This is a genomic window from Streptomyces sp. RPA4-2, from assembly GCF_012273515.2.
Lineage (GTDB): Bacteria > Actinomycetota > Actinomycetes > Streptomycetales > Streptomycetaceae > Streptomyces > Streptomyces kaempferi.
The window spans coordinates 823526-835370 of record NZ_CP050975.2; the positions used below are offsets into that span (position 1 = coordinate 823526).

Genomic DNA, 11845 nt, shown 5'->3' on the forward strand with positions numbered 1-11845 from the left:
TCTGTCACACGCAGGCGCCGGGCTCGGGGGCGGCCGCACATCCCGGGACGCCCCGGCCCGGCAAGGCACAGGACAGAGTGTGCGAGCCGCAGGAGAGGACTTCCGCCCGGCACCATCACGGCGAGCGGGCGGTGGTGCCGGTCGTGGTCCGGCCGGTCCGACAGCCGGGCGCGTGCCGACGACGACCGAGAAAGTCCGACGCCCCCGCCGGCACGAGAACACCCGCGGCGGACTCGCCGCGCGCCTCCCGCTCCAACAGCTCGCGCGGTCAACCGACTTCGCCGGCGCGAACGACAACGACGTCCGCGCCCGGTGGGGCTCGCGGGCGCGGGACGGCGGGTTTCAGGGCTCGACGGGATGACCGCCGTCGCCGTCGACGACGATACGGTCCTCGCCCGGCTCCTCGGCTCGTTCGACCATCGTGACGTCCACCTGCCCGTCGCCCGTCGTGTCGAACTGGTAGAGGTCGGCCTTGCCGTCGCCCGTGGTGTCGGTCATCCACACATCGGGCTTCCCGTCACCATTGGTGTCGGCACTGAGGACGACATGGTGTTCGTCCCCCCGGGTTTCGATCGCTTCCGCCTGATCTTCGCCGTTGTTCATAGCGGCCGGTTGCCCGCCTCCTCGCATCCGAAACAGCCCGCGCCGCACCGTGGACCGCCGCTCATGGCGGACACCGGCGACTACGAAGGCACCTGCGCGGTCCGCGCTCGGGGGCTCAGGAATTGAAACCGTTCAATCGGTCGACTCGGGAGCACCTGGGGAACCACCGAAAGCGCGTTCCGCGCTGAGGGCCCGTCAAGAAAGTCCCTGCACACTCATTGACCCTCACCCCGTGCGCCCCTACGTTCACCTAAGTCCACCGATGTGAATCGATTCATCATTCCTACGTGAGGGGCCGTAGTGATCAGTAGGAGGAACATCCTGGCGGGCGCGGCGGCCACGGTGGGTGCCGTGGCCGCCGGAGCCGGACCAGCCGGGGCCGCACCGTCCGCATCCGCTCCGGCGGGGGCCCGGCACGGCGCCCCGCGCGTGACGGTGCCGACCGTCGAGTACGTTCAGCACCCCTTGGGCATCGACGCGCAACGCCCCCGGCTGAGCTGGCCGGTGGCCTCGGACGAGCCGGGCACGCGCCAGAGCGCGTATCAGATCCGCGTCGCCTCCAGCGCCTCGGGCCTGTCGCACCCGGACGTCTGGGACAGCGGGAAGGTCACCTCCGGCGATTCCGTCCTCGTCCCCTACGCCGGCCCCCAACTGGAGCCGCGGACACGCTACTTCTGGACCGTTCGGGTGTGGGGCGCCGACGGCCGGGCCTCCGGCTGGAGCGAGCCGTCGTGGTGGGAGACCGGTCTCATGGACACCGCGCGGTGGTCCGCGGAATGGATCTCCGCGCCCCCGGCCCTCACCGACGCGCCGTCCCTCGAAGGCAGCGCCTGGATCTGGTTCCCCGAGGGCGACCCGGCCAACAGCGCCCCGGCGGCGACCCGTTGGTTCCGTCGCACCGTCGGTCTCCCGTCCGGGATCACCGCGGCGACACTGGCCATCACCGCGGACAACGTCTACGCGGTCTCGGTGAACGGCACCGAAGTGGCCCGCACCGACCTCGCGACGGACAACGAGGGCTGGCGCCGTCCGGCCGTCGTCGACGTTCTCGCCCAGGTGCGTTCCGGCCAGAACGTCCTCGCGATCTCGGCGACCAACGCGAGCGAGGGACCCGCCGGCCTGGTGGCCGTCCTCACTCTCCACACCGCCTCCGGCGAGCAGCGGATCCTGACCGACGCCTCCTGGAAGTCGACGGACCAGGAACCCTCCGGCACCTGGCGCGAAGCCGGTTTCGACGACAGCGCCTGGCCCGCGGCGAAGGAGGCCGCCGCGTGGGGAGCCGGGCCGTGGGGCAGGGTCGTCCCCGCGTCGTACGCCGCCAACCAGCTGCGGCACGAGTTCAGGCTGCCCCGTAAGAAGGTCTCCCGCGCGCGCCTGTACGCCACGGCTCTCGGCCTGTACGAAGCCCACCTCAACGGCCGCCGCGTGGGCCGCGACCATCTCGCTCCCGGCTGGACCGACTACCGCGAACGCGTCCAGTACCAGACGTACGACGTCACCACGCTGCTGCGGTCGGGCGGCAACGCCCTCGGTGTGTACGTGGCGCCGGGCTGGTACGCGGGCAACGTCGGCATGTTCGGGCCCCACCAGTACGGTGAACGTCCCGCGCTGCTGGCGCAGTTGGAGGTCGAGTACGCGGACGGGACGAGCGAGCGGATCACCTCGGGGCCGGACTGGCGGGCCACCTCCGGGCCGATCGTCGCCGCCGACCTGCTGGGCGGTGAGACGTACGACGCGCGCAAGGAGACCGCCGGCTGGACCTCTCCCGGCTTCGACGACCGGACGTGGCTCGCCGTCCGCGGCGCGGGCGACGCCGCTCCCGCCCGGATCGTCGCTCAGGTGGACGGCCCGGTCCGGGTGGCCGAGGAACTCGCGGTCAAGAAGGTGACCGAACCCGAGCCGGGCGTCTTCGTCCTCGACCTGGGCCAGAACATGGTCGGCTCCGTGCGCCTGCGGGTCTCCGGCAAGGCGGGAGAGACCGTACGTCTGCGGCACGCCGAGGTCCTCAACCCGGACGGCACCCTCTACACCGCGAACCTGCGTACCGCAGCGGCGACCGACACGTACACCCTCAAGGGCGGCGGCGAGGAGACGTACGAGCCCCGCTTCACCTTCCACGGCTTCCGCTACGTCGAGCTGACCGGATTCCCCGGGACTCCCTCGGCGAAGGCCGTGACCGGCCGCGTCATGCACACGTCCGCGCCCTTCACCTTCGAGTTCGAGACGAACGTCCCGATGCTCAACCAGCTGCACAGCAACATCACTTGGGGTCAGCGCGGCAACTTCCTCTCCGTCCCGACGGACACACCCGCGCGCGACGAACGGCTGGGCTGGACCGGTGACATCAACGTCTTCGCGCCGACCGCGGCCTACACGATGGAGTCGGCCCGCTTCCTCAGCAAGTGGCTCGTCGACCTGCGCGACGGGCAGACGGCGGACGGCGCGTTCACGGACGTGGCGCCCATGGTCGGCACGGTCGGCAACGGCGTCGCGGGCTGGGGCGACGCGGGCGTCACGGTTCCCTGGTCCCTGTACCAGGCGTACGGGGACCGTCAGGTGCTCGAGGATGCCTGGCCGTCCGTCCGGTCCTGGCTGAAGTACCTGGAGAAGAACAGTGACGACCTCTTGCGGCCGGCCAATGGATACGGCGACTGGCTGAACGTCGACGACGAGACGCCGAAGGACGTCATCGCCACCGCGTACTTCGCGCACAGTGCCGACCTCGCGTCCCGGATCGCCCGGGAGATCGACGAGGACGCCGCCCCCTGGCTCGATCTCTACGGTCGGACAAGGGAGGCGTTCCGGAAGGCCTATGTCACCGACGACGGCAGGGTGAAGGGTGACACGCAGACGGCGTATGTCCTCGCCCTGTCGATGAACCTGCTGCCGGACTCGCTGAGAAAGGCCGCGGCCGACCGTCTCGTCGCCCTGATCGAGGCCAAGGACTGGCATCTGTCGACGGGCTTCCTCGGTACGCCCCGGCTGCTTCCCGTCCTCACCGACACGGGGCACACCGACGTCGCCTACCGGCTGCTGCAGCAGCGCTCCTTCCCCAGTTGGGGCTACCAGATCGACAAGGGATCCACCACGATGTGGGAACGCTGGGACTCCATCAAGCCCGACGGGACCTTCCAGACACCGGACATGAACTCCTTCAACCACTACGCCTACGGCTCGGTCGGCGAGTGGATGTACACGAACATCGCGGGCATCGCGGCGGGCCGCCCCGGGTACCGCGAGATCGTCGTACGGCCCCGGCCGGGCGGCGACGTCACCTCCGCCCGCGCCACGTTCACCTCGGTCTACGGCCCGGTGTCCACACAGTGGCGTACGCGGTCCGGCCACTTCGCCCTGACCTGCAGCGTGCCTCCCAACACGACCGCGGAGGTGTGGATCCCCGCTGCCGACCGGAGGGCGGTCACCCACGACCACGGCACCTTCCTGCGCGAGGAGGACGGCTGCGCGGTGTACCGGGTCGGCTCCGGCACCCACCGCTTCAGCGCGTGACGCGCGGGGCCCGGCCGCGCCCTCGGGGCAAGCCCGGCTCCGGCCCTCACTTCCCGGTTCGCGCGACCGCGGAGTGAAGCGGTAGGGAGAGGGCTCCGGGTCGTCAAGATCCGGGGCCCTCCCCCTGCGCGGCTGGCCTTCCGCGCCCTCCTGGAGGGTGCCCTGGCGAACTCGCCGGATCTGCTGCCCGGGGGAACACACGGGGGTCGAGTAGCCGTCCCTCGCACACACAAATAGCCTGGTACCAGGCGATCCGACCGGTCAGGACGCCGGGCGCCCCCTGGGGGATGCCTTCTCGTGAGGAGTCCAACGTGATGTCCACGCTCCGCTCTCACACCGCCCGCGCGCTCGCCGCGGGTGCCCTGTCCGCCGCCCTGCTGTCCGCCGGCACAGCCGGCGCCTTCGCCGCCGACGGGCAGACCGCCGTCTCGAACCCCCGTCTCACCAGGGCCGACACCACGAAGGCCGTACCGTCCGACAAGGGCTCGATCACCATCAAGGCCGACAAGACACAGGTGAAGGCGGGAGAGTCGGTCACGTTCACCGGACGCTCCAAGGGCCTGAAGATCCACACCAAGGTGACGCTCCAGCACAAGAAGGACGGCAAGTGGAACTCGCTGAAGGCGAGCACCACCGTCAAGAACGGCAGCGGCTACACCCTGAACGCCAAACTCAACACCAAGGGCAAGGAACAGCTGCGCGTCATGGCGGACAAGACCGCCTCACCGACCGTCACCGTCACCGTGAAGTAGCCCGGCCCGGTCACGCCGCTGACCATGATCCGAGGCGCCGATTCCGCTGCCGCGCTGCCACGGTGCACGCCGCCCGCGAGAAGCGGGTCAGGCGGGGCGCCGCACTCCGGGCCGACTCGGCCGTCGAACCGCTCACCCCCGCCTGACCGCATCGGCGCCGATCGTGTCAGTGGGTCACAGGGCGCCGCGAGGAGCCGGTCGGCGGGCCGTGCCGAAGTCCTGGGTCCAGTAGCTGCCGGGCTGTGCGAGGCCGACGCCGATCTCCCTGAACTCGCACGTCAGGATGTTGTGTCTGTGGCCGGGGCTGGACATCCAGGCCGCCATGACCGCGGCGGAAGTGGAGTATCCGTACGCGACGTTCTCGCCGTACGCACTCCAGTCGAAGCCGGCACGCGCGATCCGCCGGCCCGGACCGGAACCGTCGGATCCCCAGTGCGACATGTTCCGGTGGCGCGCCATGTCCGCACTGTGGCGACGAGCGGCCTTCGAAAGTTTCGTGTTCAGGGTCACCGGGGAGCAACCGGCCCTGTCACGGGCCCTGTTGACCAGGACCACGACATGAGCCACGGCCATGGATACGGGGGCCGCCGCGTGAGGGGCGCTCACGGGTACCGCACTCCCGGGCCCCCGCCCCTCCGGGTATGCCATGGCGGCGGACGGTATCGCCAACGCGCCCAGCGCGACCGCGGCGACGGCCGCCGTCCCATGGCGGATCTTCCTGCCGTGCTTCCTCAAACGAACCTCGCTGGATGGTCGCGGAACTCTCCGGTGGGCACGTGATGGCCGGAGCCTGTGTGAGTGAGGGCAACGAGCATCACTCCTACCCGCCCCCGTGGCACACGACGACGCCCGCATCGGGTGCGCGGGGGCGCGGGCCCGGCTCGCGGGAGCGTGACGCCGGCCTGTGCGTCCTCAGGACGCCCTGTACAGGCGACGGGAGTCGTGATCCGGTGCGGCCGGCCAACCGGGCGCGAACGCGCACTTGTTGAGGGATGACGACGCCGGGCGACTTCTACAGCGATGTTGATTCACACCGAGGAGGACGCGTGGTCACCGCGTCCCTGGCAGCGTGGGACTGAGCGCGGTCGCGGCGAAGTCCGCCCGGTCCGCCGGGCGGAGGCACGACACATGGGAAAGGCGGCCCCCCTCGGGGGCTCGCCGGGGGCGGGGGTGAGGACCACCTCACGGTCCCGACCCCCGCCCTGGCACGACGCTCGTCAGACGTTGACGCCGAAGTCGGCGGCTATCCCGGCCAGGCCGGAGGCGTACCCCTGGCCCACCGCGCGGAACTTCCACTCCGTGCCGTTGCGGTACAGCTCCCCGAAGACCATCGCGGTCTCCGTCGAAGCGTCCTCGGACAGGTCGTAGCGGGCGAGTTCGGTGCCGCCGGCCTGGTTGACCACCCGGATGAAGGCGTTACGGATCTGTCCGAAGCTCTGTCCACGGGACTCGGCGTCGTGGATCGACACGGGGAAGACGATCCTGTCGACGTCGGCGGGTACGGCGGCGAGGTTCACCTTGACGCTCTCGTCGTCGCCCTCGCCCTCACCGGTCAGGTTGTCGCCGGTGTGCTCGACGGAACCGTCCGGGCTCTTCAGGTTGTTGTAGAAGACGAAGTGCTGGTCCGAGACGACCTTGCCCGACGCGTTCAACAGGAGCGCGGAGGCGTCCAGGTCGAAGTCGGCGCCGGTGGTGGTCCGCACGTCCCAGCCCAGCCCCACCAGCACCGCGGTCAGACCCGGCGCCTCCTTGCTCAGCGAGACGTTGCCGCCCTTGCCCAGGGAAACACCCATGGTCGATCCCTCCACGTAGTCGGTCGGTTCGGGTCCGCCGAACGAACCCCGTCAGAATCTACAACAATGTAGAAATCACAGCGGAGGCGGCGCACACCACCGCGCCGACGGTGCGGCACTCGAGAGACCCGAGGTGGCGGTGGGGTGTTGAACGCCGCGCCGGCCGGGAGCGTAACTCCCTCGACAACTGCGTAGAGTTCAAGGCTCACGTGGCCGGACGGTCGTGAACAGGGTGGCCGCGGAGCGGACGATCGGGCCGGAGGTGGTCGGGTGGGGCAGCGGGGCGTACAGCGATCGGGGGGTACGCGCACGGGGCGACGCCGAACACTGTTGTGGATGGCGGGAGTTCTGTCGGCGATACTCCTCGCCGTCGCCGGTGTCGGCGCGTGGGTCTACAAGGATCTCAACGACAACATCCAGGCGGCGGACCTCGACAACAAGCTCGGTGAGGGCCGGCCCGCCAACCTCAGTCCGGGCTCCAAGAACATCCTGCTCGTCGGTTCGGACACCCGCGCGGGCGGCAACGCCAAGTACGGCAAGGGGCTGACGACCATGCAGTCGGACACCCTGATGGTGCTGCACATCGCCGCCAGCCGGAAATGGGCCACCGCCGTGTCCTTCCCCCGCGACTCCTGGGTCCGGATCCCGGCCTGCGACAAGGGCGACGGCAGCACGTCCACCGTCCACCGCTTCAAGATCAACGAGGCGTTCGCGATCGGCGGGAGCAACGGGAAGGTCGCCGACGCCGCCGCCTGCACCATCAAGACGGTCGAGCGGAACACCGGGCTGCGCATCGACCACTTCATGTCCATCGACTTCCAGGGCTTCAAGGGCATGGTCAACGCGCTGGGCGGTATCGAGGTCTGCCCCAAGGAGGCCATCCACGACACCAAGGCCCGTCTCGACCTGAAGGCCGGCTGCCAGACCATCAAGGACGAGAAGGCACTCGGTTACGTACGCGCCCGCTACAGCGTCGGTGACGGCTCCGATCTCGGACGCATCGGCCGCCAGCAGGAGTTCATGCAGGCCCTCGCCGAGAAGGCGCAGTCGAAACTCACCAGTCCCAGTTCCCTGTACGGCTTCCTGCAGTCGGCGACCAAGTCGCTCACCACGGACGGGGACCTGGCCGGCATCAAGCCTCTCTACGGCCTGGCCTCCCAGGTCAAGGGCATCCCCAGCGACCGCCTCGCCTTCCTGACCGTGCCGAACTACCCGCGCGAGGCCGACGCGCCCACCGACCGGGCCAACGTCGTGTGGCAATACCCGCAGGCCACCGACCTGTTCACCGCACTGGCCAAGGACCACGAAGTCAGCAAGAAGCAACTCCAGGCGGACACCGAGGACTTGGTGTACGCGTCGTCCGTACGCGTCCAGGTCCTCAACGGAACGGGTGTCGGTGGGCGAGCCGCGGCCGTCGCGGAGCAGCTCCGCGAGGTGGGCTTCACCGTCGTCGCCACCGGAAACGCGCCCTCTCCCGTCCGCACGACGACGGTCAGCCACCCGCGGGGACTCGACCGGCAGGCCGCCGTGCTCGTCTCCCGGCTCCCCGGGGTCTCCGCGGAGCGGAACAGCACGGCGACGGGCGGCGCGGTGACCCTGGTGGTCGGCCCGGACTTCAAGCTCGACGCCGTCCGCTAGCGGGCCGAACCGTGTGGGACGCGCCGGATCAGCCGCGCGGGACGAGCCGTGCCGGAGGAGACAGCTCGTCCCGCGGGGCCGGCCGGTCGCGCGTCCGGGGCCTCGGTCAGCTGCCGACGTAGGCCGCGAGGTGCTCGCCCGTGACGGTGGAGCGGGCGGCGATCAGATCGGCGGGGGTGCCCTCGAAGACGACGAGGCCGCCGTCGTGACCGGCGCCGGGACCGAGGTCGATGATCCAGTCGGCGTGCGCCATGACCGCCTGGTGGTGCTCGACGACGATGACCGACTTGCCGGAGTCCACGAGTCGGTCGAGCAGGCCGAGCAACTGCTCGACGTCGGCGAGGTGAAGGCCTGCGGTCGGCTCGTCGAGGACGTACACACCGCCCTTGTCGGCCATGTGCGTGGCCAGTTTGAGCCGCTGCCGTTCACCGCCGGACAGGGTGGTGAGGGGCTGGCCCAGGCTGAGATAGCCGAGCCCGACGTCGGCGAGGCGGCCGAGGACGCGGTGCGCGGCCGGCGTGCTCGCCTCGCCGGAGCCGAAGAACTCCTGTGCCTCGGTCACCGACATCGCGAGGACCTCGCTGATGTCCCGGCCACCGAGGTGGTACTCCAGCACCGACATGTCGAACCGCTTGCCCTCGCACTCCTCGCAGGTGGAGGTGACACCGGCCATCATCGCCAGGTCGGTGTAGATGACGCCGGCCCCGTTGCAAGTGGGGCAGGCGCCCTCGGAGTTGGCGCTGAACAGGGCCGGCTTCACGCCGTTGGCCTTGGCGAACGCCTTGCGGATCGGGTCGAGCAGTCCGGTGTACGTCGCCGGGTTGCTGCGTCGCGAGCCGCGGATCGCGCTCTGGTCGACCGACACCACACCCTCGCCGGCGGGGATCGATCCGTGCACGAGCGAGCTCTTGCCGGAGCCAGCGACGCCCGTGACGACGGTGAGCACCCCGAGCGGGATGTCGACGTCGACGTCCCGCAGGTTGTGCGTCGTCGCGCCACGGATCTCGAGCGTCCCGGTGGGCTTGCGCACCGTCTCCTTGACCGAGGCCCGGTCGTCGAAATGGCGGCCGGTGATGGTGCCGCCCGACCGCAGGCCCTCGACGGTGCCCTCGAAGCAGAGGGTGCCGCCCGCCGTGCCGGCGCCGGGGCCGAGGTCGACGACGTGGTCGGCGATCGCGATCACCTCCGGCTTGTGCTCCACGACGAGCACCGTGTTGCCCTTGTCCCGCAGGCGCAGCAGCAGGCCGTTCATGCGCTGGATGTCATGCGGATGCAGGCCTGTGGTGGGCTCGTCGAAGACGTACGTGACGTCGGTGAGCGAGGAGCCGAGGTGGCGGATCATCTTGACGCGCTGTGCCTCGCCGCCCGACAGGGTGCCCGAGGGCCGTTCCAGCGAGAGGTAGCCGAGGCCGATCTCGGCGAACGAGTCGAGGGTGTGCCCCAGCGCCGCCAGCAGCGGCGCGACGGACGGTTCGTCCACACCTCGTACCCACTCGGCCAGGTCGCTGATCTGCATCGCGCAGGCGTCGGCGATGCTGATCCCGGCGATCTTCGACGAGCGGGCCGCCTCGCTGAGCCGGGTGCCGTCGCACTCGGGGCAGACGGTGAACGTCATCGCGCGCTCCACGAACGCGCGGACGTGCGGCTGGAGGGCGTCGACGTCCTTGGAGAGCATCGACTTCTGGATCTTCGGGATCAGTCCCTCGTACGTCAGGTTGATCCCGTCGACCTTGATCTTGGTCGGTTCCTTGTGGAGGAGGTCGTGGAGCTCCTTCTTGGTGTACTTGCGGATCGGCTTGTCCGGGTCGAAGAAGCCGCAGCCCTTGAAGATGCGGCCGTACCAGCCGTCCATGCTGTAGCCGGGGATCGTGAGGGCGCCCTCGTCGAGCGACTTGCTGTCGTCGTACAGCTGGGACAGGTCGATGTCGGTGACCGTGCCCCGGCCCTCGCAGCGTGGGCACATGCCGCCGAGCCGGTTGAAGGTCGCCTTCACCGCCTTCTTCGCACCCCGCTCCACGGTGATCGCGCCGCTCGCCCGGACCGAGGGCACGTTGAACGCGAACGCGCCCGGCGAGCCGATGTGGGGCTGCCCGAGCCGGCTGAAGAGGATGCGCAGCATCGCGTTGGCGTCGGTGGCGGTGCCGACCGTGGAGCGCGGGTCGGCACCCATGCGCTGCTGGTCCACGATGATCGCGGTGGTCAGGCCCTCGAGTACGTCGACCTCGGGCCGCGCCAGCGTGGGCATGAAGCCCTGCACGAAGGAGCTGTAGGTCTCGTTGATCAGCCGCTGCGACTCCGCGGCGATCGTGCCGAACACCAGAGAGCTCTTGCCCGAGCCGGAGACCCCGGTGAACACGGTCAGGCGCCGCTTGGGGATCTCGACGCTGACGTCCTTGAGGTTGTTCACGCGCGCGCCGAGCACGCGGATCAGGTCGTGGCTGTCGGCACCGTGCGGCGCAGGCGGCTGCGTGCCCGTCCTCGTGACCTTGCTCATCGTGTCTCCATCTGTCGCGCGGGGCCGCGCTCACGGTCCCGGTCGGCGTCGCCCGGCTCGATCTAACCACCTTCGGCTGCTACGTCCGGTTCGCTTCCGCTCCGGCCCGTGGGCCCCGGATCCCGGCCGCGCGGGGTGTCGCCGGGGCGTCCGGGCCGCCCTCGGCCGATGCGTCGTGCCGGAGGAAGCCCGTGCGCGGGGTGGCGCCCATGACCGTCACGCTAGCCGTGGCTCGCGGGTCCGGGCTTCTCGATTCCTGATCGATCCGGTTGCCGGGGGGAAGCACGCGCTGCCCGGCGGGTCCTGCGACGGACCGTGCGGGCGGCCGACCGGTACACCGGGGCCGGCGGTCAGTCCCGCGGGCCGCCGCCGGTGACGCGGTTCCACAGGGACCGCGTGGCGCCGAAGCCGCTCTCGTGCACCCAGACATGCGTGCACGACGGGCACTGCAGGTGCAGCAGGCTGCCGGTGTTGGTCAGCAAATAGCGCCAGTGCTCGGAGCAGGTGCGCCGCTGCTCGCACGGCTCGCACCCGCGGCTGTCGTCGCAGTTCGGACAGGCCACCCAGGCGCGGCGCCCGGGGTCCGCCTGCGGGTCAAGCGGCAGCATGGCCGTCGCCTCGCCGGGGCAGCACACCGGCAGCGACGAGTTCGTCGTAGACCCGTCGCTGCTCCTCGTCGAGACCGGAGTACAGGAGGTCGTACGCCGCCTCCTCGCCGCGCAGCGCCTCCACCGGGCTCCAGTCGGCGCCGAGCGCGTCCAGGACGTGTGCCTGCCGGAGCACCTCCTGCGAAGTGAGGTCGACGGCGAAGTCCACCAGCTCGGGGTTCTGGGATCGTCCGGCTTCGGGCGTGGGCCGGCCGGCGGCCTCGTCCGGGCCGTGCGGAAGTGGGGGGTTATGTGAAGCCATGACACAGAACTTAGGATTGCCTTCCTTCCTGCGGCAAGAGGGGGTGGGGGATGTCACAGCAGGTCAGCGACGCCGGCGGCACTCCTCGTCACCCACGGCGACGGTCCGCCGGCGAGCAGCGCGGCGCCCGGAACGGCGGCGGTCGCCGC

The 11845-nt window shown here is 70.3% G+C and carries 9 protein-coding genes; 3 read left to right on the top strand and 6 right to left on the bottom strand.

Annotated elements, in window-relative coordinates; translation table 11 throughout:
• Positions 1-342 precede the first annotated feature (342 nt).
• The gene (locus tag HEP85_RS03205; protein WP_168526009.1) at positions 343-603 is read right to left on the bottom strand and encodes a hypothetical protein; all 261 of its coding nucleotides are present in this window, start codon (positions 601-603) and stop codon (positions 343-345) included.
• 300 nt (positions 604-903) lie between these two features.
• Between HEP85_RS03205 and HEP85_RS03210 the strand changes: the two genes are divergently transcribed.
• The gene (locus HEP85_RS03210) at positions 904-4110 is read left to right on the top strand and encodes an alpha-L-rhamnosidase (protein WP_168526011.1); all 3207 of its coding nucleotides are present in this window, start codon (positions 904-906) and stop codon (positions 4108-4110) included.
• Between the two features lie 314 nt (positions 4111-4424).
• Entirely contained in the window at positions 4425-4862 is a 438-nt protein-coding gene (locus HEP85_RS03215; protein ID WP_369658104.1) for a hypothetical protein, read from the top strand.
• 174 nt (positions 4863-5036) lie between these two features.
• On the opposite strand, the gene HEP85_RS03220 is transcribed toward HEP85_RS03215, so the two are convergent.
• Together HEP85_RS03220 and HEP85_RS03225 are read right to left on the bottom strand one after the other, a co-directional pair.
• On the bottom strand, positions 5037-5717 hold the full coding sequence (locus tag HEP85_RS03220) for a CAP domain-containing protein (protein WP_168526015.1): 681 nt from the start codon (positions 5715-5717) through the stop codon (positions 5037-5039).
• Between the two features lie 362 nt (positions 5718-6079).
• A complete protein-coding gene (locus HEP85_RS03225; RefSeq protein WP_168526017.1) occupies positions 6080-6655 on the bottom strand; it encodes a TerD family protein in 576 nt (191 codons plus the stop codon).
• Positions 6656-6991: 336 nt separating this feature from the next.
• On the opposite strand from HEP85_RS03225, the gene HEP85_RS03230 reads away from it, so the two are divergent.
• The gene (locus HEP85_RS03230; RefSeq protein ID WP_211117809.1) at positions 6992-8293 is read left to right on the top strand and encodes an LCP family protein; all 1302 of its coding nucleotides are present in this window, start codon (positions 6992-6994) and stop codon (positions 8291-8293) included.
• A gap of 106 nt (positions 8294-8399) precedes the next feature.
• On the opposite strand, the gene HEP85_RS03235 is transcribed toward HEP85_RS03230, so the two are convergent.
• The 3 genes from HEP85_RS03235 to HEP85_RS03245 all read right to left on the bottom strand — a co-directional run bounded on the left by HEP85_RS03235 (position 8400) and on the right by HEP85_RS03245 (position 11696).
• On the bottom strand, positions 8400-10787 hold the full coding sequence (locus HEP85_RS03235; protein ID WP_168526019.1) for an excinuclease ABC subunit UvrA: 2388 nt from the start codon (positions 10785-10787) through the stop codon (positions 8400-8402).
• Positions 10788-11137: 350 nt separating this feature from the next.
• Positions 11138-11395 (bottom strand): hypothetical protein, encoded by a 258-nt coding sequence (locus HEP85_RS03240; RefSeq protein WP_168526021.1) that lies wholly within the window; start codon positions 11393-11395, stop codon positions 11138-11140.
• Positions 11382-11696 carry a DUF6400 family protein gene (locus tag HEP85_RS03245; protein WP_168526023.1) on the bottom strand — a complete coding sequence of 105 codons (315 nt, stop codon included), beginning with the start codon at positions 11694-11696 and terminating at the stop codon, positions 11382-11384. The genes HEP85_RS03240 and HEP85_RS03245 overlap by 14 nt, the downstream gene beginning before the upstream one ends.
• Positions 11697-11845 lie beyond the last annotated feature (149 nt).

What these genes read in the sequence shown, in the direction of transcription:
- HEP85_RS03205 (WP_168526009.1), bottom strand. Translation starts at nt 603, where the DNA reads ATGAACAACGGCGAAGATCAGGCGGAAGCGATCGAAACCCGGGGGGAC.
- HEP85_RS03215 (WP_369658104.1), top strand. Translation starts at nt 4,425, where the DNA reads ATGTCCACGCTCCGCTCTCACACCGCCCGCGCGCTCGCCGCGGGTGCC.
- HEP85_RS03220 (WP_168526015.1), bottom strand. Translation starts at nt 5,717, where the DNA reads ATGCGGGCGTCGTCGTGTGCCACGGGGGCGGGTAGGAGTGATGCTCGT.
- HEP85_RS03225 (WP_168526017.1), bottom strand. Translation starts at nt 6,655, where the DNA reads ATGGGTGTTTCCCTGGGCAAGGGCGGCAACGTCTCGCTGAGCAAGGAG.
- HEP85_RS03230 (WP_211117809.1), top strand. Translation starts at nt 6,992, where the DNA reads ATGGCGGGAGTTCTGTCGGCGATACTCCTCGCCGTCGCCGGTGTCGGC.
- HEP85_RS03235 (WP_168526019.1), bottom strand. Translation starts at nt 10,787, where the DNA reads ATGAGCAAGGTCACGAGGACGGGCACGCAGCCGCCTGCGCCGCACGGT.
- HEP85_RS03240 (WP_168526021.1), bottom strand. Translation starts at nt 11,395, where the DNA reads ATGCTGCCGCTTGACCCGCAGGCGGACCCCGGGCGCCGCGCCTGGGTG.
- HEP85_RS03245 (WP_168526023.1), bottom strand. Translation starts at nt 11,696, where the DNA reads ATGGCTTCACATAACCCCCCACTTCCGCACGGCCCGGACGAGGCCGCC.